We start from the raw sequence: 24,627 nt of genomic DNA on the forward strand, positions 1-24,627 counted from the left end.
TGTTATTGTTCAGGTTTTATTTCGCTAGTAGAAAAACTGTTTCCGCTTAGTTTATATTGATATGTTTTGACGATTTTCTTAGTACTATCTGCCAGATCAATTACAGGAAACGAACGGAAAAGATCTCCATTTTTGATAAAGAATTTATCATTCCCAGCATAACCCTTTTTTTGGTTTGAGCTTAAAGATGGAAAGCCAATTTTATTAAAATCGCCACCAGAATATTCAAAAACATTAAGATCAGAAACATTTTTTTTACTCAAAAGCTGTACGTAAAGCTCTGGGTTTCCATCATTATCCAAATCCATATTCCAAACATCGGTCATAATCCCCTTACGTTCAACGGAGGTAGACTTAAAGTTATTATGTACAGAGTCTGACATTAAAATCTGATAACCTCCAATAGAATCAACCCCTTTGCCCCAGCTTAATACTTCAAAATTCAATCCTGGCTTAACTTCAATATCTTTATAAAACCGAAAAGGATTTTTCTCTGCTTTAACGGTTTCTGTTTTTACTTCTTTAGGTTTCTCTTCTGTACAGGCAAAACAAAACAGCACCCCTGTTATTAACAAAAGATGCTGTAATGTATATTTCTTAGTTTTCATTTCTGCGAGACATTTTTGTTTGTCCCAAATTAAGGATTTACACCTTCAAAACAAAAGATTTTTATTTCTTTGCTTCAGCTTTAACATCGGGTGACCCATTATTAAGCAGCGTTTCAATTACCACACTTCTTCTTCCACTTGGAACCACGACAATTGTTTTCAAAATTCTTTTTTCTCCCTGCGGAACAATTACCTTAAATGGCTTGGTATATAAAAATGCATTTTCTGAAGGACGGGATTCATCTAACGAGTAGTAAATTTTTCCGCCAGCAACAGGAACTTTTAAATCTATAGTAAATTCACCACCAGTAAGTGGTTTATCGCTTTGTCCAATTGGAGTTGGAACCCAAAAGTTAATTCCGGTTTTATCCATTTTTGCCAAATGTACAGGCAAACGTTCTTCGGTAAAATTTTTCAAATCTTTACGTCCAACTGGGCTCCAGGCGATTTCAGAAAGCGCCAATAAACGAGGGAAGGCATGGTTTTCAGCTTTTTCTGGAGTTTTGATATATTCCGTCCACAAATTTGCCTGAACACCAATAACATGCTTTTTCTGCTCATCTGATAAAACTTTCGGAATGGGATCGTAAGCATATACTTTTTGATATGGATCCAAACCACCAATAGTTATGGGTTCATCTGGTGAAGTAGATTGTTTTTGATCAATATACATGCCCATAGATCCAGGCGTCATAATTACATCGTGATTTTGCTGAGCAGCCGCAATTCCACCCTCTTCACCTCTCCAACTCATAACGGTTGCGTTTGGCGCAAGTCCGCCTTCCAAAATTTCATCCCAACCAATAATCGAACGACCTTTTGCATTTAAGTGCTTTTCTATCGTTTGGATGAAATAACTCTGTAACTCATGTTCATCTTTTAAGCCCTTTTCTTTCATTAAATTCTGACAAAAAGTAGATTCTTTCCAATAGGTTTTTGGAGCTTCATCGCCTCCAATATGAATATATTTTGATGGAAAAATCGTGATTACTTCATCCAGAATATTTTCTAAGAAGGTAAATGTATTTTCTGATGGAACAAAAATATCATCAAATACGCCCCAAGTTTGTTGTACTTGTTTTCCTTTTCTGCTTCCTGCCCACGGGGTTTTATCGCTCACAAAAGTATCACGATCTGGAAAACAGCTTAATTCTGGATAAGATGCAATTGCTGCAGAAGCATGTCCAGGCAACTCAATTTCTGGAATAACGGTAATGTATCGATCTGCCGCGTATTTAACAATTTCCTTTGCTTCATCCTGAGTGTAAAAACCTTTAACTTCAGTTAAATAATTACCCTTACCAGGATAATTACCAATAATAGTACCATTTCTAGTAGAGCCAACTATAGTAAGTTTTGGGTACTTTTTAATCTCCAATCTCCAACCCTGATCATCTGTTAAATGCCAATGGAAAGTATTAATTTTATAGTAAGCCAGCTGATCGATATATTTTTTTATAAACGAAATCGGAAAAAAATGTCGACAAACATCAAGCATGGTTCCACGATATTTAAAACGTGGATAATCATTAATTTCTACAGCTGAAATCGTAATTTTATCATTCAATTTTTCTGGCAACATTTGCATTGCCGATTGAACAGCGTAAAATAAGCCAGCTCCTCTCCCGGTAAGTAAAATTTGGTTAGCTGTAACTTTAATGGTGTAACCCTCTTCTGGCAATTGATCTGCTCCAACAGATGTTAAAATAATTGCTTTCTGATTTGCTGATAAATCTTTCACTTCCCGTAACGAAAAGCCTGCTTTTGTTACAATAAACGCATTTAATAAGTCGCTCATTTTTGCACCCTCAGCACCTGTAGATTTTAAGACTACGGTTTTATCGAGCACAAAATTCCCGCTGGTTTTGGTTATAGAAACCGGTGCAGGAATAATGCCTAGATTTACATCGCTCTGCGCATAAGCGGATGTACTGATTAGGGCACAAATAAAAATCGAAAGAATTTTGTTCATGATTTAAATTTAGTTTTAGGATAATTATTTGATTATTTAACACAAGATAGAGATTAGAACAGCTTCCTTTATCTCACTTTTTCGTTACAATACAGATCAAACGTTTGACTTAATTGTTTTTGTAGCGAGATAATTTTGCTTGCTCTTCAGCTTTGACAAAGCAAATAGTGATGGAAAAAAGAGTTATCAAAACTTGAAAACAAAAAAAGAGAAACCATTTCTGATTTCTCTCTCTACATTTATAATTGAAATTAATTTTTATGCTTCTATCGGGTGTTCTTTTGCTGCTAAATATCTTTCAGCATCTAGAGCAGACATACATCCAGAACCTGCAGCTGTAACTGCTTGTCTGTAATACATATCTTGAACATCGCCACAGGCAAAAACGCCTTCAACGTTGGTTAAGGTAGAACCTGGTTTGGTTAACAGATAACCTGTTTCATCCATATCCAGCTGACCTTTAAAAATATCTGTATTTGGTTTATGGCCAATTGCTACGAAGAAACCTTCCACCTCAATATCAGATTCTACATTGGTTTTGTTGTTTAAAACTTTAACCGCTGTAACATTTTTACCGTTCCCTAAAATTTCAAGAGTTTCGGTATTGTAATGCACAATGATGTTTGGAGTAGCCAACACACGGCTAACCATCGTTTTTGAAGCTCTAAATTCATCTCTACGAACCAACAAATGTACAGTTTTACAAAGTTTAGCCAAATAAGTAGCTTCTTCTGCCGCGGTATCTCCTGCACCAACAATGGCTACATCTTGTCCTTTAAAGAAAAAACCATCGCAAACCGCACATGCCGAAACGCCAAAACCATTGTACTGCTGTTCGCTAGGTAAACCTAACCATTTAGCAGTAGCACCTGTTGCAATAATTACCGTATCAGCAGTAATCGTTTTAATTTCATCCACTACAATTTTATGTGGTGTTGAAGAAAAATCTACTGAGCTAATGTATCCAAAACGGATATCGGTACCGAAACGCTCTGCTTGTTTACGGAAATCCTCCATCATTTCTGGGCCCATAATTCCTTGCGGATAACCTGGAAAATTCTCTACATCAGTAGTTTGCGTAAGCTGTCCGCCGGCTTGCATACCCGTGTACATAATTGGTTTTAAATCAGCTCTGGCTGCATAAATTGCAGCAGTATAACCCGCAGGACCAGAACCTATAATTAAACACTGAACGTGTTCGTTTTCTTGTGACATTATATTGTGTGTTTGAAATTCATTAATGGGAATACAAATTTAAGTCTTTAAACAATTATCAGCAAGTATGCATTGTCAACATAGTTTACTTATTAACAAATCAAAAGATGATTAACAGCATAAATAGTTATTTGTAAAAACTTTCTGTAATGTAGAAAATAGTATCGATGAAATAAATAATTCCATCGTTTGAGAGAACGTTTTCATCATGTAAGTCTTCGAAAATAATTCCTAATTCTTGATTGATATAATCGTGATTTCTAATATTATCAAAACCATTAAACGATAGAAATTTCTTTACAGTTGTTAAGTCTGTAATTTCATTTGCTATTATAAACTCTTGCTTTACCACTGCAAAAAGCTGCATGTTTACAAATTTAAATCCTAAAAAACTGTAAGATGTAGATTGAAAAAAATAATTATGAATTAACAGACTATTGAAATAATCAAGCCAATATTCATAAAAAACGGAATCATTTAATTTAATAACATTAAAGTCATCATATCGATAAACTCGCTGCTCAGCACCTGCACTAATAAATTCTTCCTCTAATATTTCTCCTTGATAAAAAAGATTTTCTTGCTCGGCAAAAGCAAGTAAACTTATTTCTTCTTTATTTTTGAAATACTTTTGTTTTTCAATTCTGAAGCCTGTTTCCTCATTTCTTCTAAGGAAATTTTGTGTTTTTTTGAGTTTGCTTGCTTGGCCAATTGATCCATCGCTGATAATGATATCTCGTAATTCATCTTTGATATTCTTCATTAAAAAATTATGCTTAAAGATACAAATTAATTTACGATGAAAAAATCGTGAATCATATCATATTACCTTCCCTTGTTTTCTTTTATCAATCGAACTACATTGCCACCAAGTATTTTCTTGATGTCCGTTTCCGAATAACCATTTTTTAACAACTCTTCTGTAATTTTGGGATAATCTGCAACACTATTCATTCCCAATGGAAAAGATTCGGCGCCATCAAAATCTGCGCCTAATCCAACATGATTTATTCCTGCCAATTTTACGATATAATTGATGTGTTTAACCAGCAAAGAAATAGGCGGTCTTATTGCATCGGCATCTGCCTGATGATGGGCAATTAAAGTATCAATTGCCGATCCCCTATCCAGTTTTTCAGTTAAAGATTTTAACTCAGTATCATATTTGGAGAAGAAAGCTTTTTGTTTTGAACTATAAGTAGAATCAAGGAAACCGCTGTAAAAATTAACACATATAACTCCTCGGTTTTTTGCTACCGCTTTAATTTGATTATCCTTTAAATTCCTTGGAACTGGATTTAACCCATAAGCACAGCTGTGAGAAACAATTATGGGTTTGGTTGTTGTAGCAATTGCATCGTAAAATGTTTTTTCGCCTACGTGAGAAAGATCAACCAAAACGCCCAGCTTATTTAAGCGCTTAACAACTTGTTTTCCAAAATCGTTCAAACCTGCATTTTCGGGTTTTACTTTGCCTGAAGTTTCTTCGGCAGCAGAACTTGCCCAAGGTGTACTGTTGTTCCAAGTGAGCATTAAATAAGCCATGCCTCTTTTTGCCAAGCTATCAATATAATCTAATCGGTTTTCGATCATATGCCCACCTTCAACACCAATCATTGCCGCCAATTTATGCTGTTCCACAGCATTTTCCAAGTCCGCTCCATTTTGCACCAACGCAATTCGTGTGGGATCTCGTTTGATCAAACTATAAAGTGAATCAATTTCTCTATTGGCTAAGGCATATCCTCCAGTTTCATCGCACCAGATGGAAAAAAATTGAACATCCAAACCGCCTTGCTTTGCCCTAACCAAATCGAAATTGCCTTTTGGCTGTAACTTACCTATATCAATTCCAGATTTAATTTGATTGAAAAGAATGTCGCCATGCGTATCAATTACAATGGCATTCTGGTGAATACTTTTTGCAGTTTGGGCAGATGATGAAAAATTGAATATTAAAATCGAAAATAAAATAACGGGAAATCTCATAACCTAAAGATAGCATTAAAATTATTTTTGTATTGATGCGAAGAGACTGTCAAAATCGTAAATAAATTGTATTATTAACACCGAAGTTGTGAATTAAAAATCCATTGAACTACAGGACGAGATTACAAATCTCGACCAACGATTTAATTTGATCCACGATTTAATTTTTAGGTCTGAATCATCCCTACATTAAACTTTTTGGCAATAGGCGATTGATTCGCTGCTTCAATTCCCATAGAAATTACTTTTCGGGTTTCCAATGGATCAATAATTCCATCTACCCAAAGTCGTGATGCTGCGTAATATGGTGTAGTTTGACTATCGTATCTATCTGTAATTTCTTTTAGTAGTTCTGCTTCTTTTTCGGGCGTAATTACCTCTCCTTTTGCTTTTAGCGAGGCTTCTTGAATTTGCAACAATGTTTTAGCCGCTTGCGAGCCACCCATAACCGCAATTTTTGCAGATGGCCAAGCGTAAATTAATCTTGGATCGTAAGCCTTTCCACACATGGCGTAATTTCCTGCGCCATAAGAATTTCCAATTACAATGGTAAATTTAGGCACCACAGAGTTTGCAACAGCATTAACCATTTTAGCGCCGTCTTTAATAATCCCGCCATGTTCCGATCGGCTTCCAACCATAAATCCCGTAACATCTTGAAGAAAAACCAATGGGATCTTCTTTTGGTTACAGTTCATAATAAAACGAGCAGCTTTATCGGCGCTATCAGAATAAATTACCCCGCCAAACTGCATCTCTCCTTTTTTTGATTTAACCACTTTACGTTGGTTCGCAACTATGCCAACAGCCCAACCATCAATTCTGCCTAAACCACAGATTATACTTTGACCGTATCCTTTTTTATATTCTTCAAATTCCGAATGATCTACCAAACGGTTAATTATATCCATCATTTCGTAGGGTTTCTCTCTATTTTCTGGAAATAGACCGTACAATTCCTCTTCCTTTTCTTTTGGTTTTGCAGGTTTAATGCGATCAAAACCTGCGTTTTGTGGCGAACCCAACATGCTCATGATGTTTCGAATGCTGTCCAAACAAGCTTCATCGTTTGGATGCTTATAATCGGTAACGCCAGAAATTTCGCAGTGAGTTGTTGCACCGCCTAAAGTTTCATTATCTACTTCTTCGCCAATAGCCGATTTCACCAGATAAGAGCCTGCCAAAAATACCGAGCCTGTTCCTTCTACAATCATCGCTTCATCGCTCATAATCGGCAGATATGCCCCTCCAGCAACACATGCCCCCATAATTGCAGAAATTTGCACAATTCCTTCTGAAGACATTAAAGCATTATTCCGAAACATTCTTCCGAAGTGTTCTTTATCTGGAAAAATCTCATCCTGCATGGGTAAATAAACTCCAGCGCTATCTACCAGATAAATTACGGGCAAACGGTTTTCCATGGCAATTTCCTGCGCTCGAAGATTCTTTTTCGCAGTCATTGGAAACCAGGCTCCAGCTTTCACTGTAGCATCGTTGGCAACAATCATACATTGTCTCCCACTCACATATCCTATTCCACATACCACTCCTGCCGATGGGCAACCACCTTGCTCAGCATACATTCCATCAGCCGTGAAAGCACCCACTTCTAAAAATTCAGAATCTTTATCAATAAGATACGCAACGCGTTCTCTGGCTAGAAGCTTACCTTTTGCCTTTTGTTTAGCCGCGTTTTTCTCGCCACCACCTAAATATATTTTCTTCAGCTTAGTTCTTAGTTCATAAACTAGCTGTTTATTAATGTCTTCGTTTTTGTTGAATTCGATATTCATGGTGGCAATTTAAATTTATTTTTAGAAAAAATGTTGCGACCAAATTGGTTTCTGGTCTAACTTGGATTTAAACCGCAAAGAACGCATAGGAAATATCGCAAAGAAATAAAAGAAAGTTTAACCACCGAGCACACAGAGAAAAAAATCACAGAGAGAACTGAGAAAATATTTACCCAACTCTGTATTTCTTAGTGTGCTCTGTGGTTATATGAACACCTAGAGCCACCCAGCTTTGCGTTCTTTGCGAAATAACTTAGCGCCCTTTGCTATTAATCCATTTAAAATAATAATTTTGAATAAACCAAGAAAATGGAGCTCACCATAAATATTCCTGCATTATTATTTCCGGCCATCAGTTTAATTATGTTGGCTTATACCAACAGATTTTTGGCATTGGCTACCTTAGTGCGGAGTTTAAAAGCGAAATATGAAGATGGAGAGAAAAATGCGGGATTGCATAAGCAAATTAAAAATTTAAGATATCGCTTAAAGCTGATCAAAAATATGCAAGCATTCGGTGTACTTAGCTTTGCGAGTTGTTTGTTTTGTATGTTTTTTATCTACTTGGAATGGAATACCGTTGCTGAAATTCTTTTTGCTTTAAGTTTATCATTTTTCATGATTTCACTCATCATTTCGTTAATAGAAATTCAAATCAGCACCAAAGCGCTCGAGCTTGAATTAAGCACTTTAGAGGATTTGGAAGATCCATCACTTAGTGGCTACATCAAAAAGAAATTTAAAAAGGAATAAACATGAAATCTACCGCAAAAACACCTGATGAGTATCTAAATGATTTGCCAGATGAGCGCAAACCAATTATGAATAAACTTCGAGCTACTGTTTTGGATAACTTACCATTTGGCTTTGAAGAATGTATTGCTTATGGAATGTTGGGCTACGTTGTTCCACATTCTATTTATCCTCCCGGCTACCATTGCGACCCCAAGTTACCATTGATGTTTATGAGTATCGCCTCTCAGAAAAATGCGATTTCTTTTCACCATTTAGGAATCTACAGTGATCCAAAACTTTTAGATTGGTTTACTACAGAATATCCTAAACATTGCAAAACTAAATTGGACATGGGTAAGGGCTGTATCCGTTTTAAAAAACTAGATGATATCCCTTTTGATTTAATTGCTGAACTAGTGAGAAAAATTAACCCACAACAATGGATTGCTCAATATGAAAGTGTATTTAAAAAATAACTGGATTTTTGCTAGGAAATAAAGTGATATAAAAACACCACCTCACCAACGAAGGCAGGTTTCTTTTGATTTTCTATTTCCATTTCTATAGCCATGTGCACTTTGGTTACGCCACGAAGATTAATAATGGAAGCCAATTTCGCTTTTAATCTTACATTACTATTTACGGTTACGGCTTGTGCAAATCTCAAACTTTCAATTCCGTAGTTTATCTCCATTTTAAGGTTTTGGATATCAACAATTTCTTTCCATAGATAAGGAATTAAGGAAAGTGTTAAATAACCGTGGGCAATTGTTGCACCAAACGGACCTTCGTTCTTCGCTCGCTCTTCATCAACATGAATCCACTGGTGATCTAAGGTAGCATCAGCAAACTTATTGATCTGCTCTTGAGTAATGGTATGCCAAGATGAAACGCCTAATTCCTTGCCAAGATGTTGTTCAAATTCTGCGTGACTGGTAATAATTTGCATTTTTATAAATTATTTTTATTGCTAAATTGTTGTATTGTTCAATATGTTTACAAAACTGTTAATGGCTAATTAGCTCAAATTTCTATCTCTAAACCAAACTTCATCTGGCACTGCCGAGAAACTGTCCATTTTTTCGATGAGTACTTCTGCATCGGCTTCATTAAAAACAAGGTCTCTATTGGCAGGTTTTAAGAAACGACTTTGCACCATCATTTCCATTTGCGCAAATAAAGGGTCGTAAAAACCATTTACGTTTAAAACACCGATTGGTTTATTGTGCAAACCTAATTGCAACCAGGTAAGCACTTCAAAAAACTCTTCCAATGTTCCGAAACCACCGGGCAAAATAATAAAACCGTCACTCAAATCAGCCATTTTTTGTTTCCGTTGATGCATGTTTTCGGTAACAATCATTTCGGTTACCCCTTTATGGCCAACTTCCTTATCCATTAAAAACTGAGGAATTACACCAGTTACCAAGCCGTTTAATGTAAGAACATCATCGGCAAGAACGCCCATAACGCCTACACTTCCACCACCGTAAACCAATCTTATTTCCTGTTTAACCAGTGTTTCGGCTAATTGTTTGATCGCACTGCGCAATTGTAAATCGCCGTTAAAGTTTGAGCCACAATACACACAAACCGACTTAAGCTTATTCATTTAGACAAAAATTTATCGAAGTTAAGATTTTATCCTTTCCCAACAATTTAAAATTCTGCACAAAACTGTTACAGTTTGCTTTTTTATGGTTTCCAAAACAATAACAGTAGTTTATTTTAATATTTGTTTTTCAATCAGTGCATGTCCTCAACTCAAAGATTGGCTTTGAGTAATTAAACCTCGTAGGTTTCCAAAACCTGCGAGGTTTGAAAATCCGCTTAACGAACTGCCTGCTAACTTTAAACCTGCTTGAAGCGGTATCCCCCGATTTTTTCTATCGAGGATTTAGCGAAAAACAGGACTGCAATTCCCTAAGAATTAAAGAACCGCTCATTTCCAAATCAAAAAAGTGGTTTCATTTTAATGAGGGTGCATCTTTTATCTATACAAATCCTCGCTCTGGAACTGGCTTTGGGTTAAACCTCTTAGGTTTCGAAAACCTGCGAGGTTGGTATGGAATAAAACAAAAAGCGCCAAATAAATTCGACGCCTTTTAACCAAATATAAGAGAGAAAAAAGATTATAATTTAAAAAAAGAATCTTAAAGTTGCGCCATAAGTTCTTGGATCGCCAAGCACGCCTGCGTATAAGCCTGAGTTACCCGCTGCTGCCTGCAATTGTTCGTAATAGTTTTTATTGCCAATGTTTCTGCTCCAAATAAATGCTGAGAATTTTTCAGATCTAAACCCTAATCGAGCATTAAATAGCGAGTAACCTGCAACATTTAACACACTTGATGGCGTTGCGTTTGAAGAATAATCAGAACGGTAACTTGCATCGCCGGCAATAAAATATCTACCTGGTTTTGTGGCCAAGTTACCCGGTGTGCTAAATTCTGCACCACCCGATACATTCCATTTAGAAATTCCTGGCAATCTTCCTCCTGATGCGTCTTTAAATGCAACTTGGGTAGCAACATTGTTTACAAGTTCGGTATGCCCTGTTTCTTCTAAAGGAAGTGGCGCATTTGTAAAGGTTACATACTTACCATCTAGATAAGCTAATGCGGCATTTAAAGTTAAAAACCTCTCTAATTGGTAAGTTCCATCAATCTCAAGACCTTTTACCTTAACTTTTTCTGCATTGGCCAAATAACCTCTATTAACACCTAACTGTGGCGATTGAACATTCGTTTGATAATCCTTAATATCGGTATTGAAAGCTGTTATGTTTAAGATTCCGCCTTTAAATGGTTTTGTCTTCAAGCCTAATTCATAGTGCTCTACATATTCCGGTTTTACTACAGCTAAGGATAAATCTGCAGCGCCTGTAGAAGTTGTTGGTAAACCACCAACATTTACACCAACTGGCTTATAGGCCGTTGAAAAAGTAGCATAAGCATTAATCTTAGGCGTTGGACGATAAGAAACCGTAATATTTCCTGATAAATTGTTGTTATCTACACTTGTTGTAAATTGTTGGTTGGCATAAACGGCAGCTTTAAGCGCAAGCAATGCCGCGTCTGAAGTTTGCAAACCACCATATGTGTTTCTGTTATAATCTACGTCCTTTTTATCATAAGTAAATCTTAAACCCGGTAAAACGTGCAGGTGCTCTATAACTTCCCAGTCAACTTGTCCAAATACAGCTGCACTTAAAGATTTTATAGTCGAGTTGGTTTTAATTCCGTAACCATCTAATAAACCTGGTGTTGCATATCCAGCTTGAGCACCTGTAGCACTTGTTTGTACAAATCTCCATTGATCTTTACCTACCTCTTCTGTTTGATCTAATCCTTGGAGATTCTGACCAAGAACAAACACACCAACAACACCGCTTAATTTTTCGGTTATGTTACCTGCATATCTAATTTCTTGCGAATACTGATCGTGACGAGAGTTTCCCTGAGATTTGGTAAGTGCAGATAATTCAGAAAAATCTCTATCATTTGTAGGATCCCAATTCCAAAATCTCCAAGCGGTTGTAGAAGTAAGCGTTCCGTTCCCGATTTTATAATCAACGTTTAAGGAGATGCCACCGATAGATTGGTTGTGTCTCCATGGCGTGTTTGTGTTGATCTCTCTAGAAAAGGGATCAATTTTTGGTTGTTGATAGCCTAGATCAGAAACAATTTTCGCATACTGACGGTAAGCGCTTCTTTCTGTAGTGGTTACACCTGCAATTACCAACGGATAACCTGCCGGATGCTGAACGCTAACATCTCCACTTAGTAAGATTTTTAATCTATCGGAAGGTGTATAGTACAATTGACCTTTGAAACCCAAGTTGTTCTGTCCGCTATATTTGCGTTCTTCTCTGGTGTTCCAAATGGTACCATCGCGTTGAGTTCCCGATAAGGAAATTTTTGCCGCCAAATTTTTTGCCAATCCTCCGGAAACGGATGCTTTCGCTTGAAGAAAATTATAATTCCCGACACTCATTTCTACTTTTGCTGTTGGAGTTTGGGTAGGTTTGGTCGTTGTAATATTAAACGCACCAGCTGTAGTGTTTTTACCGAAAAGTGTTCCCTGCGGACCTCGGATAACTTCTATTTGTTCTATATCAAGAAAATCTGTAGAGGTAGCTGCCGGACGAGCATGATAAACCCCATCTACATAAAAACCTACTCCGGGATCAATCCCATCGTTGGTTAAGCCGAATGTAGATCCTAAACCTCTTATGTTAAGTGTTGTGTTTCTGGCATTTGAAGCATACAATTGTACCGATGGGACTAATTCTTTTAAACGGTTAACGTTAAATGCTCCAGCATTTTCTGCTGCCTGCCCACCGATAACGGTGATTGGAATCGGCACATCTTGCAGTACTTCCGAGCGTCTTCTTGAAGTTACCACGATTTCATCAAGCTGTGTGTCCTCTACCAAAACCAGCTCTATCGGCGTATCCTGAAGTTTCAAAATCTGGAAATCTTGAGGTTTATATCCAACATAACTAATTCGGATATAAAATGGCGGTTGTTGTTTAGCATCAATAGCAAAAGCACCTTTTGCATCTGTAACGGTTGCAATGTTAGTTCCCCTTACCGTAATGGTTGCACCGGGGATGGTAATGTTATTAGCACCTTTCACTATACCAGTTACTGTATTTTGAGCGAATACGGAACCTGCTGAAAGAATAAGTGAAAAGAAAATGAGTAAACTTTGTTTCATAATTATTTTAATGTATTTGGGTTTAGATTTTTTGTTGATTATTGTGCTGTTTGAAATTGTTCTTGTTTAGTATCTATACATCTACTAGAACAATTTAATAAGCCTTCGATACTCTGCTTCATTTTAATTATATTAAATCTATAGATTTAGTCGACAAATATATTAAAAAAAAGTATTTGCCAAATTTTATTTTGTATAATTTATTTTTTTGGGGATTGTTTAGTGATTTTTTGATACGGCATATTAATGCTTGCTTAAGCTCATGGTCATGCTGAATTAATTTCAGAATCTAGTAGATGTAAAGACAATAAATAAATTCAGAGTGACAGCAACATAAAAAAGCGAGATTATCATTTCCGAGGCCCTGCTCCTATTTTTTGCATCAAGATTGCTTCGTTCCTCCCAATGACGAGTCTCCTAAGTTTATCTTTTATAATTTGTTGCTTTTTAGTATTGTAATATTTATCCTATCGGGGGGTGTCCCCACCGACCGAAAACTAGATTAATTATTTTCTCGCCAAATTGACGACATAAAAAAGCAGGACTATCGTTTCAGATGCCCTACTCCTAATCTTTTGCATTAAGATTGCTTCGTTCCTCGCAATGACGAGTTTCCGAAGTTTACCTAGTATAATTTGGTGCTTCTTTGGTAATTGTAATATCGTGTGGGTGACTTTCACGCATACCGGCTGCAGTAATTTGAACAAATTGTGCTTCTTGTAAAGCTTCAATGTTTGCAGCTCCACAATAACCCATACTTGCACGTAAACCACCAATATATTGGTACATTACCTCAGCCAAAGTACCTTTAAATGGCACACGACCAACAATTCCTTCTGGAACTAATTTTTTAATATCATCTTCTACATCTTGGAAATAACGGTCTTTAGAACCTTGCTCCATAGCTTCGATAGAACCCATTCCGCGGTACGATTTAAATTTACGTCCTTCGTAAATAATGGTTTCACCTGGTGATTCTTCAACACCTGCAAACAATGAACCAGCCATTACCGTGCTTGCGCCCGATGCAATTGCTTTTGCAATATCGCCTGTATGTTTAATTCCACCATCTGCAATAACCGGAACACCAGTTCCTTTTAAAGCTTTGGCACATTCATAAACGGCATATAATTGAGGTACACCAACACCAGCAATAATTCTGGTGGTACAAATAGAGCCTGGACCAATACCAACTTTAACCGCATCTGCACCTGCATCGGCCAAAAATTTAGCAGCAGCGCCTGTTGCAATGTTACCAACAATCACCTGTAAATCAGGATATTTTGCTTTAACTTCTTTTAACTTCTCTACAACACCTCTCGAGTGACCATGAGCCGTATCGATTGTAATTACATCAACCCCAGCATGTACAAGAGCATCAACACGTTGAATGGTATCGGCAGTTACACCAACCGCAGCACCAACACGTAAACGGCCACGTTCATCTTTGCAGGCAGCAGGATAGTTTTTAACTTTTTGGATATCTTTAAAAGTAATTAAACCACTTAAATAACCATCAGCGCTAACCACTGGAAGTTTTTCAATTTTATAGTTTTGTAAAATTTCTTCTGCTTGAATCAGCGTTGTCCCTTCAGGAGCGATAATCAAATTTTCTTTGGTCATTACCTCTGCAATTGGTCTGCTCATATTCTTTTGGAAGCGTAAATCGCGATTGGTAATAATTCCAACTAGTTTGTTGTCGCTACTTACTACGGGGATACCACCAATTTTGTGTTCTTTCATTATTTTGAAAGCATCGGCAACAACCGCATTTTCTAGCAAGGTAACAGGATCTTGGATCATGCCACTTTCAGAACGCTTAACTTTACGAACTTCTTCGGCTTGTCTTTCAATCGTCATGTTTTTGTGTAACATCCCAATACCACCATTTTGCGCAATGGCAATGGCAAGTTCAGCCTCTGTTACAGTATCCATCGCAGCAGAAATTAATGGAACGTTGAGTTTTATTTTTTTTGTTAAAAATGAGGATGTATTTACTTCACGAGGTAAAATTTCAGAATATGCAGGCACTAAAAGTACGTCGTCGTAAGTTAAACCTGTGGCAATAAATTTTGTGGAATCGAGTTGCATAGCAAATAAATTAGGATTTATTATTTGCCGGACAAAGATAAGAAAACTTAGTTAACTTTTAAAATAGATTGTGATCTTGATGTAAGAATAAATAGGCTAGGAATTAAAAAATATTATAATTTGTTCTATTTCTTTCCTTTTTGTTTCTATTATTGTATTAACCAAGAAACAATTTAAATGTGTAGAACCGCTCTCAAATTTCTGGTTCTGATGCTGTGCATCGGAACAGGGTATTCATTTGCCCAAACCAAACAAACTGTTAAAAGAGAATTTAAGTTTGGTAAAGTTTTACCAGCAGAATTCGAAACCAAAGCAACAGGTGTCGATTCGTCTGCCTCTGCAATAAAGCTTTTCGATGTAGGCGAATGCTATTTCGAAATAAGCCCTGTTACAAAAGATTTTGTTTATGTTTTCGAAAGACATATCCGCTATAAAATCTTAAATAAAAACGGTTATGATCTTGCAAACTATACCATCAACCTTTACAAAGGTAGTGGCTCTGAAAAAGAAGATTTAAATTACATGGACGCATCAACTTATAATCTTGTTGATGGAAAAATAGTAATTAGCAAGCTTAACAAAGACGCAAAGTTTAGTGAAGCTTTTAACAAAAATTATACGGTTAAAAAGTTTGCACTACCTAATGTTAAAGAAGGATCTATAATCGAGTTTAAGTATAAAATAAAATCTGATTTCATTTTCAATTTACGAGGATGGAGATTCCAATCAGACATACCAACATTATGGTCGGAATATAATGTCAGAATTCCAGAGTACTTAAAATACAAAAACAATTTTAGTGGTTATTATCAAGTTGAACATCCGCTCCATGAAACGGTTAGTGCTACTTACGTTTCCGGACTAAATTCAAATGCAATATATGATAAGTATACTGCCGCAAATGTACCTGCACTTAAGGATGAGCCATTTGTTACAACGATGGATGATTACATACCAAAAATTGAATTCGAACTTAAAGCAACTCAGTTCCCAAACGATGTGTATAGAGATTTTAATAGTTCTTGGCCAAAAATCATTACTAGTTTAGCTGAACGTGAAGATTTCGGACTTTTCATTAACAGAAACGGTTACGCAAAATCGGTTTTACCAGGAATTTTAAAAGGAGAAAAAGATACCTTGGCCTGCTTAAAGCTTATTTACGATTATGTTAAGAGCAACATAAAATGGAATAAAGAGCATGAAAAATATGCCACAGGAACCAATCCTAAAACTGTATTTGAAAAGAAAACGGGAACAACTGCAGATATTAACTTATCATTACTTAGTTTATTAAAAGAGGCCAAAATCGAAGCCTATCCAGTTTTGATTAGTACAAGATCAAATGGAGAACATCCGGGATACCCAATTATATCAGCATTTAACAATGTTATTTTAGTAGCGAAGGTTGGGAAAGATTTTCATTTTTTGGATGCGACAGATAAAGATTTACCGTTGGATTTAATTAGTGATGAAAATTTAAGTCATCAAGGTTTTTACGTTGATTTGAAAAATGCTACGGGAAATTGGATTTCTACCGAAACTCTAATTCCAAGCGAAAAAATATTTTCTTACAACTTAGCGCTTAACAAGGAAAACAAACTAATTGGGAAAATTAATCAGTATTCTAGAGGTTACTCGGCACTTGCTTTAAGAGACAATTATAGAAATACAAATAACGAAACGGAGTTTATAAAAAAATTCAAAAAAGACAAAACCGGGTTAGAGCTTACTAATTACAAAATTGATAATTTGGATAATCTGGATGAACTTTTAACAGAATCTATGGATGTGGTAATTGAGGACAACGTAGAAGAAGCTGGCAATTTGGTGTATTTTACTCCACTCCTTTTTGAACGTACGAAAGAAAATCTTTTCAAACTCGAAGAGCGCAAATTTCCTGTTGATTTTGCCTTCCCATTTAAAGAAAGTTACCGCATTACGTTAAGCTTTCCAGAAGAGTACGAAATTGATAAATTACCTAAAGGCGGAATATACAAACTTCCTGATGATAAGGGAACATTCTCTATCAATTACATTTCAGAAGGAAAAGCATTGATGGTTAAAAGTTCGATCAGCATAAATAAATCATTATATACCTCAGAGGAATATTTTGATTTAAAGGAACTTTTCAAGGCAATTGTTGAGAAACAGGCAGAACAGGTAGTATTTAAAAAGAAAGTATAATGAAATACATTTTAACCATACTTGTAACTGTTTTTGCTTATTGTAGCATTTCTGCGCAAGGCATTTACGATGTTGCTAAAATACCCGAGGCACTTACAAAAGATGCAGTGGCCGTAATCAGAAACGAAGAGCAATTTTTCGACATAAAAGGTTTAGGATCTGCTCAATACGATTATAAAATTGCAATTACAATTTTGAGCAAAGCTGGAGAAGATTGGGGGGACATGGAAGAAGTTTACGATAAATTTTCGACCATTAACAATATAAAAGCAACCCTGTATGATGCAACTGGAAAAAAAGTGAAAGATTATAAATCATCTGATATTAAAGATCAAAGTTTATCAGATGGCTTTTCATTGCTTCAGGATAATCGAGTAAAACTTTTAAAATTCACAAGCAATACCTATCCATATACAGTAGAATATAGCTTTAGTCAAGATTTTAAAGGACTTTTATATTTTCCATCTTGGCGAGACTTAAAAGGTTTTGGAATCTCGACGGAAAAATCATCGTATGCAATCCAAAAATACAAGGGTTATAGCATGCGCTATCTCACCAGTAAAAATCTAAAAACTGATTCGGTAATTATCGGAAATAAGATTCAATACAAATGGAAAAGTGCTGATATCCCTGCAATTGTAAGCGAACCTCTAAATGCTGGAATAGATAATATTTCTGCTTGGATTAAGGTAGCTCCAAATCAATTTGAATATGATGGCACAACAGGTAATTTTGATAATTGGAAAGATTTCGGATTATGGATGTACAATTTAAACGTTGATGGCAATAGACTTCCTGATGCAACTAAGCTGATGGTCCAAAACCTAATTAAAGATGCTAAAACGCCTAAACAGAAAATGCAGATACTTTACAGTCATCTTCAGCAGAATACTAGATATGTTAGTGTACAATTAGGAATTGGCGGTTTTAGGCCTATTCTTGCAGAAAAGGTAGCTCAAGTAAACTATGGAGATTGCAAAGCATTATCCAATTACATGAAAGCATTACTGAATGAAGCTGGAATCCCATCTAACCTAATTGTTATCGGAAATGGAATGCAAAGCATGAATGCAAATTACTCAAGCATGGGGCAAGCCAACCATATGATTTTATGTGTTCCCTTAGAAAAAGATACTACATTTTTAGAGTGTACTAGTCAATATAAACCGATGGGATTTATAGGCTACGATAATGCGGATAGAAATGTTTTATTGGTAACTGATGGCGGTGGAAAAATTATTCACACCCCTATTTATGGAGTTAAAGACAATTATCAGATTAGAAAAACCAACATCAAGTTTAATGATGAAGGAACTGCGGAAATTGGAATAAAATCGGCTTATGGCAATGCTCAATTTGAAAATGTGTTTGGGATTACCTTGCAAGAACCTTCTGAACAGAGAAAGATTATTATTAGAAATAGTGATATTCCAGGAGTTGAACTTTTAACTTATAAATATGAACAAAAGGACAAAACACTTCCAGTTATCAATGAAGAAATCAACTTTAAAACCACACAACTTTTAACGAAAGGTGGCGATAAGGCTTTTCTTACCTTAAACCAAACCAACCGCAAAGAAAGCGTGCCTTTGAAGGTCGAAAATAGAAAAACATACTTCGCCGTTCCATTTAGTTATAACGATGAAGATGAAATAATTTACACTTTACCAAAAGGATATAGTGTAGAATTTATCCCAAAAGACATTAACATTACTTCCGAATTTGGAACTTATACCGCGAAATTTGCCACCAAAGATAATACCATTACTTATGTGCGTACCCAAACCATGAGCAACAAAAAGTATCCACCAGAAAAGTACAACGAGTACGTAGAGTTTAATAAAAAAATCTATCAAGCAGATAAACAAAAAGCTGTTCTTGCAAAAGCTTTATAATAAAAACCTTTATATATGATTACAGAAAACCAATATTTCGATGGCAATGTAAAATCCCTAGGTTATGAAACAATCGAAGGAAAATCTACAGTTGGCGTAATAAATCCTGGAGAATATGAATTTGGCACAGCAAACAAAGAGATTATGCATGTTGTAGAAGGGGAACTTATCGTACTGCTAAAAGGCGAAACAGATTGGCAAATTATAAAAGCAGGAAGTTCTTTCGAAGTACCTTCAAGCTCATCATTCAAGGTAAAAGCTGATGTGCAAACGGCTTATTTATGCCAATATAGATAAAAAAATCCCGCAGGTTATGAGAAACATTACCTGCGGGATTATAACTTTTAAAGTTTTTATTTCTTACCAATTACAACTTCTGTAAAATCATCAGTTGATAAATATTTATTTGCCAAGGCTTTTATCTCTTCAGAAGTGATGGTTTTAACTGTATGAATGTATTTTTCATAATAATCATAACCTAAACCTGAAAAATGGATGTTTTTGAATTTATCTGCATGCGAGAAAACATTTTCAAGACTACCAAGCATAGAGCCAAGCATGTAATTTCTTACCAAGCCCAGTTCTTCCTCGCTAACCAATTCATTTTTCAAAAGCTCAATTTCTTTATAAATTTCGCTTAGTGCACTTGTGCAAACATCTGCTCCAACTTCTGTAGCGATAAAGAAATAGCCAGCATCTTGCAACGCAGAAATTCCAGATCCAATTCCATAAGTATAACCTTTTTCTTCTCTAATGTTGGTCATTAACCTCGAGCCAAAGTAACCACCCAGTACGCAGTTTAAAATTTGGAGTCCTGCAAAATCTTCATGTTTACGGTTTATTGCAATCTTGCCCAATCTAATGGCAGACTGTAATGCATCGGGTTTTTCTTTATAGATGAATTGTTGTGGAGTAGCCGAAAAGTTAAAATGATTTTTAACCGCGTTGCTTTTCTCCCAATCTTTTCCAAATTGGTTGTTCAGCAGGCTTAAGCTTTCTTCATCAAACTTGCCAGAAACCATAATTGTACAATTATTCGGAGCATATGCTGCTTTAAAATAATCAACCAAATCGTCGCGTTTTATGGCGTCATAATGCTCTGCCTTAATATCTACACCATATGCCGTATTACCGAAAAGGGCCTTAGCAAATTCTTTACGCGAAAGAATGTCATTCTTCTTTAGGCTTACCTGTAATTTTTGCTTCTGATTTTGAATGTAAATATCCAGTTCCTTTTGTGGAAACTGACTCTCAGAAAGTACATCCTTTACAATTGGTAAAACTGAGGCAAGATGCTTGTTTAAAGTATAAAGCGTTACAGAAGATTGATCTTGAACATATTCAGTTTGAAAAAATGCTCCATAGAAATCAATTTGTTCAGCTATTTCCTTTGATGAAAGTTTTTTAGTTCCATTATTCAGCATTGTGCTCACTGCAATTGCTTGTAATGGCTTTTCTACATCGTAATTAACATTATTAAATATAAACTCGATCCGAACCAAATCCTGCTCACCAGAATAAACGGTGTAAACCGGAATATCATTATCTAGTTTATTTTCTGTAGGATGAATAAAATTTATTGTAGATACCTGCTTAAAATCAGGCGCTTGTTGTCTGTTAAGCATTTTCGTCAGTTAGATAATATAATGTTGATGATGACTTGTGATCAAAAGTGTTGTTAGAAATTCTTTTGATGTCTTCTGCAGTTACTTTCAAAAATTCTTCCGTTTCTTGGTTGAGCAAATCAGCATTACCCAATAATTCGTAGTAAGCCAAATTCATTGCTTTATCCAATAAGCTCATTTCTGAAAACACCAAAACAGATTCTACTTTGTTTTTAACTTTAGTTAATTCTGTTGGAGAAACCAGCTCGGTTTTTAATTTATCAAGCTCTGCCAAAATTGCTTTTTCGGCTACTTCCATAGAAACGCCTTCAATCAATTTACCTTCTACAATAAAAAGTCCTGGATCTAAACTACTGGAAATGTAAGCGTTAATATCGCTAAAAAGCTGTTGCTCTTTTAATAAGCTGTTATACAAACGCGAAGATTGCCCACGAGATAAAATATCAGAAAGGAGATCAAAGGCATAATAATCACCATCTAATCTTCCTGGCATTTTAAAAGCAATATAAATTGCATTTAGCGGAACATTTGCCTTAATGGTTTCTGTTCTAGCTTCTGTTTGTGGATCTTCCTGAACTAAATTTCTATTGTATTTATCGCCAGCAGGAATTGGTTCGAACCATTTTTCGGCAAGTTTTTTAACATCCTCTGTTTTAACATTTCCGCCAACCACCAAAATTGCATTTTGTGGGGTGTAATGTTTTTTAAAAAATGCTTTTACGTCTTCTATTTTTGCGTTTTCGATGTGAGATAGCTCTTTACCTATTGTAGCCCAACGATACGAATGTTTTTTATAAGCCAACGGACGAAGCTTTAACCATACATCGCCATAAGGCTGATTTAGATAGCGTTGTTTAAATTCTTCGCTCACTACATTTCGTTGAGTTTCTAAACTCTTATCAGAAAAAGCAAGACTTAACATCCTATCACTTTCTAGCCAAAAGGCTGTTTCTATGTTTTCTGAGGGTAATGTGATGTAGTAATTGGTGATGTCATTACTTGTAAAAGCATTATTCTCTCCACCAACACGCTGTAAAGGTTCATCATAATTGGGAATATTAACCGATCCACCGAACATTAAATGTTCAAATAAGTGTGCAAATCCAGTTTGTTCAGGGTTCTCATCGCGAGCACCAACATCATATAAAATATTTAAAACAGCCATCGGCGTTGTAGCATCTTCATGCACCAAAACTTTCAAACCATTAGCAAGCGTAAAACGATTAAAATCTACCATATTAATTTTTAGAGTTGTAAAGATATTAAAAATGATTTCACAGATTAGAATGATTTCAATGATTCTGACCTTTTAGTAATTCTAAGCATTTTTTTGACAAACCTTAAACCATACACCTTCAACCTTCACGCTCTTTTCATTATCTTTGTACTATGAATACAGCCGATTTACTGCAACGGGCATTACATTTCGAATTTTTGAGTCAAGAAGAAGGTGTTTACTTATATCATAATGCGGATACTGCATCGTTGATGTTTGTGGCGAACGAATTGCGAAAAATTCAAGTTCCGAGCGGTAAGGTAACTTGGCAAATAGATCGGAATGTAAACACGACGAATGTTTGTATTGCGAACTGTAAATTCTGTAATTTCTTCCGTAGACCTGGTCACGATGAAAGTTATATTACTGATATTGAAACTTATAAAGTTAAAATTGAAGAAACTTTTCGTTTAGGTGGCGATCAATTATTATTACAGGGTGGGCATCATCCAGATCTTGGCCTTGCCTTTTATGCTGATCTTTTTAGAAAATTAAAGGAATTATATCCAGATTTAAAACTTCACGCTTTAGGTCCGCCAGAAATTGCACACGTTGCAAAACTGGAAGGCATTAGCCATACAGAAGTTTTAAGAGCCTTAAAAGAAGCCGGAATGGATTCTTTACCTGGTGCTGGAGCCGAAATTTTAAATGATCGAGTTAGGCGTTTAATTAGCAAGGGTAAATGTGGCGGACAAGAATGGCTTGATGTAATGAGAGCTTGTCATCAATTGGATATTACAACTTCGGCAACGATGATGTTCGGCCATGTTGAAACCATTGAAGAACGTTTTGAGCATTTGGTTTGGATTAGACAGGTACAGAGTGAAAAACCTGCAGATGCAAATGGATTCCTAGCATTTATTCCTTGGCCTTTTCAAGATGATGGAACTTTGTTAAAAAGACTCCGCGGAATTAGCAACAATGTAACCGCTGATGAATATATTAGAATGATTGCCTTGAGCAGAATTATGTTACCGAACGTAAAGAATATTCAAGCAAGTTGGTTAACCGTTGGTAAAGCAACTGCCCAACTGTGTTTACATGCAGGTGCAAATGATTTTGGATCGATTATGATTGAAGAAAATGTAGTTTCTGCAGCTGGTGCACCACACCGTTTTACGGCAAATGGCATCCAACAATCTATAAAAGCTGCGGGTTTTGAACCTCAACTCCGCGGACAAAAATATAACTATCGTGATTTACCAGAGCATTTGGAAGAACAGGTAATTACGTATTAACCAACTTCACTCCTATTTAACTTCATCCCATTTAATTACTACCCATTGGGTATCTAACTTTATTGGGCATGAAAAAATATATAAAGCGGATCTTAATCTGCTTTTCATTAGGGATAATCTTCATTTCTGTTTGTTTTTATTGGGGATATAAAATACCTCAACAGGATAAACACAAAGATTGGCCTGAATTTCCAAATCATACAAATAAGGAATTGGTAATTAAAAAAGATGGAAAATCTATCTCTAAATTTACAACCATTCCAAATTCAGATTTATTACTTATAAGTTATAAAAACCCTGACTCAACATATTTTACTTATGCTATGATGAGCAGAACGGGAAATATTGTTCAAGATTTTGGCTATTCAAACAATGGAATACTTATCGATCTAATTCACAATCGTTTGTTGGTTTCTCATTTTATTAATAACGATACTACAACTTACGAGGCTTATGATGCCAAAACTTTCAAACCATTGCCAGTAAAATATTTTAAAACAGGGATTGCACAAAGTTTTGATGATTATTTAATGCAGGAACGAGGCGCTGAAAAACCAGATTACAAAGGTGGAACACAAAAGTATATCGAGTATAAATCTGGCGAAAATGAAAAACTATTTAAAGAAAAATATAGAAGGAAAAATATAAAATTCGCTAAATTTTTAAACAATTTGACCGAGCTATACCGGTTTGATGAGCATGGTGATGGTTATAAAAACGCCTCATACATAAAATGTGCTAAAGATGGCTCGATTTATAACTTCACATACGATGACCAAGAAAGCATTGAGATTCTTAGTAAAGGGTTTTTCGATGATAAATATAGGAATGGCGACAATTTACGCTTTAAAAATGAGCATCTATCATCTGCAGATAGCAGTATGAATGTAGGCAATGAGTTTAATTCACACTTTAGATTAGATTTAACTGGCACACCAACAGGAAGTAGTGGAGTAAATAGCATGGATCCAGAATTCAACCAGATTTACATTAATTATTACCAGTTACGTTTAAAAAGTATGAGCACTGTTTTCAAAACTGATGAAAGAAAAAAAATAATATTTTATGTTGGCTATTACGAAGAATTAAATAATCCAAAAAGCGATAATGACACCTTGAGTTTCTTATCATACGGAGATTTGTATTTATTATATCGCAAAAAGAAATTGAACTAACATTCAAACTTGGTTAAACCCTTGAGGCTTTATTTTTTTGTAATATTTCTACTTTTTTAAATGCTTTGATCTCGAAAATCCTTAAACCCATAAAATCCTGCTCAAAAAA

Annotated in this window: 19 protein-coding genes; 7 read left to right on the top strand and 12 right to left on the bottom strand. The window is 35.7% G+C overall.

What is annotated here, in order from left to right:
* Nucleotides 1–2: 2 nt before the first annotated feature.
* From H7U22_RS16265 to H7U22_RS16290, 6 genes are all read right to left on the bottom strand, one after another.
* Nucleotides 3–608: a hypothetical protein gene (locus H7U22_RS16265; protein WP_187072400.1), complete on the bottom strand. Its 606-nt coding sequence runs from the start codon at nt 606–608 to the stop codon at nt 3–5.
* Between the two features lie 61 nt (nt 609–669).
* Nucleotides 670–2,580, bottom strand: coding sequence for a family 20 glycosylhydrolase (locus H7U22_RS16270; protein ID WP_187072401.1), 1,911 nt, complete (start codon nt 2,578–2,580; stop codon nt 670–672).
* Nucleotides 2,581–2,838: 258 nt separating this feature from the next.
* On the bottom strand, nt 2,839–3,795 hold the full coding sequence (gene trxB, locus H7U22_RS16275; RefSeq protein ID WP_187072402.1) for a thioredoxin-disulfide reductase: 957 nt from the start codon (nt 3,793–3,795) through the stop codon (nt 2,839–2,841).
* A 127-nt stretch (nt 3,796–3,922) separates the two neighbouring features.
* Complete coding sequence (locus H7U22_RS16280; RefSeq protein WP_187072403.1) at nt 3,923–4,558, bottom strand: putative polyvalent protein kinase domain-containing protein; 636 nt, start codon at nt 4,556–4,558, stop codon at nt 3,923–3,925.
* A gap of 62 nt (nt 4,559–4,620) precedes the next feature.
* Nucleotides 4,621–5,784, bottom strand: coding sequence for a dipeptidase (locus tag H7U22_RS16285; RefSeq protein ID WP_187072404.1), 1,164 nt, complete (start codon nt 5,782–5,784; stop codon nt 4,621–4,623).
* Nucleotides 5,785–5,951: 167 nt separating this feature from the next.
* A complete protein-coding gene (locus H7U22_RS16290; protein ID WP_187072405.1) occupies nt 5,952–7,580 on the bottom strand; it encodes an acyl-CoA carboxylase subunit beta in 1,629 nt (542 codons plus the stop codon).
* A gap of 309 nt (nt 7,581–7,889) precedes the next feature.
* Here H7U22_RS16290 and H7U22_RS16295 point away from each other — a divergent pair, with 309 nt between their 5' ends.
* Nucleotides 7,890–8,333 carry a DUF2721 domain-containing protein gene (locus tag H7U22_RS16295; protein ID WP_187072406.1) on the top strand — a complete coding sequence of 148 codons (444 nt, stop codon included), beginning with the start codon at nt 7,890–7,892 and terminating at the stop codon, nt 8,331–8,333.
* Nucleotides 8,334–8,335: 2 nt separating this feature from the next.
* On the top strand, nt 8,336–8,791 hold the full coding sequence (locus H7U22_RS16300) for a DUF1801 domain-containing protein (protein ID WP_187072407.1): 456 nt from the start codon (nt 8,336–8,338) through the stop codon (nt 8,789–8,791).
* An 11-nt stretch (nt 8,792–8,802) separates the two neighbouring features.
* Here the strand turns inward: H7U22_RS16300 and H7U22_RS16305 are convergent, their stop codons facing one another.
* From H7U22_RS16305 to guaB, 4 genes are all read right to left on the bottom strand, one after another.
* Nucleotides 8,803–9,264 carry a MaoC family dehydratase gene (locus H7U22_RS16305; protein ID WP_187072408.1) on the bottom strand — a complete coding sequence of 154 codons (462 nt, stop codon included), beginning with the start codon at nt 9,262–9,264 and terminating at the stop codon, nt 8,803–8,805.
* Nucleotides 9,265–9,333: 69 nt separating this feature from the next.
* Complete coding sequence (locus H7U22_RS16310; protein WP_187072409.1) at nt 9,334–9,927, bottom strand: LOG family protein; 594 nt, start codon at nt 9,925–9,927, stop codon at nt 9,334–9,336.
* Nucleotides 9,928–10,454: 527 nt separating this feature from the next.
* A complete protein-coding gene (locus tag H7U22_RS16315) occupies nt 10,455–13,034 on the bottom strand; it encodes a TonB-dependent receptor (RefSeq protein WP_187072410.1) in 2,580 nt (859 codons plus the stop codon).
* Between the two features lie 621 nt (nt 13,035–13,655).
* Nucleotides 13,656–15,125: an IMP dehydrogenase gene (gene guaB / locus H7U22_RS16320; protein WP_187072411.1), complete on the bottom strand. Its 1,470-nt coding sequence runs from the start codon at nt 15,123–15,125 to the stop codon at nt 13,656–13,658.
* A 177-nt stretch (nt 15,126–15,302) separates the two neighbouring features.
* On the opposite strand from guaB, the gene H7U22_RS16325 reads away from it, so the two are divergent.
* The 3 genes from H7U22_RS16325 to ppnP are packed head-to-tail and all read left to right on the top strand — an operon-like array spanning nt 15,303 to nt 19,501.
* Nucleotides 15,303–17,309: a DUF3857 domain-containing protein gene (locus H7U22_RS16325; RefSeq protein WP_187072412.1), complete on the top strand. Its 2,007-nt coding sequence runs from the start codon at nt 15,303–15,305 to the stop codon at nt 17,307–17,309.
* Nucleotides 17,309–19,204, top strand: a complete 1,896-nt coding sequence (locus H7U22_RS16330) for a DUF3857 domain-containing protein (RefSeq protein ID WP_187072413.1) — start codon at nt 17,309–17,311, stop codon at nt 19,202–19,204. The genes H7U22_RS16325 and H7U22_RS16330 overlap by 1 nt, the downstream gene beginning before the upstream one ends.
* A gap of 15 nt (nt 19,205–19,219) precedes the next feature.
* Nucleotides 19,220–19,501: a pyrimidine/purine nucleoside phosphorylase gene (ppnP, locus tag H7U22_RS16335; RefSeq protein ID WP_187072414.1), complete on the top strand. Its 282-nt coding sequence runs from the start codon at nt 19,220–19,222 to the stop codon at nt 19,499–19,501.
* Nucleotides 19,502–19,557: 56 nt separating this feature from the next.
* Here ppnP and H7U22_RS16340 read toward each other — a convergent pair whose 3' ends face one another.
* Nucleotides 19,558–20,829, bottom strand: coding sequence for a M16 family metallopeptidase (locus tag H7U22_RS16340; protein WP_187072415.1), 1,272 nt, complete (start codon nt 20,827–20,829; stop codon nt 19,558–19,560).
* Complete coding sequence (locus tag H7U22_RS16345; protein WP_187072416.1) at nt 20,822–22,066, bottom strand: M16 family metallopeptidase; 1,245 nt, start codon at nt 22,064–22,066, stop codon at nt 20,822–20,824. Before H7U22_RS16345 ends, H7U22_RS16340 begins: the two co-directional genes overlap by 8 nt.
* Nucleotides 22,067–22,218: 152 nt before the next feature.
* Between H7U22_RS16345 and H7U22_RS16350 the strand changes: the two genes are divergently transcribed.
* Nucleotides 22,219–23,343 (top strand): CofH family radical SAM protein, encoded by a 1,125-nt coding sequence (locus tag H7U22_RS16350; protein ID WP_187072417.1) that lies wholly within the window; start codon nt 22,219–22,221, stop codon nt 23,341–23,343.
* A 68-nt stretch (nt 23,344–23,411) separates the two neighbouring features.
* Nucleotides 23,412–24,518: a hypothetical protein gene (locus H7U22_RS16355; protein WP_187072418.1), complete on the top strand. Its 1,107-nt coding sequence runs from the start codon at nt 23,412–23,414 to the stop codon at nt 24,516–24,518.
* Nucleotides 24,519–24,627: the final 109 nt, after the last annotated feature.

It is taken from the genome of Pedobacter fastidiosus (assembly GCF_014306625.1).
Taxonomy (GTDB): Bacteria; Bacteroidota; Bacteroidia; order Sphingobacteriales; family Sphingobacteriaceae; genus Pedobacter; species Pedobacter fastidiosus.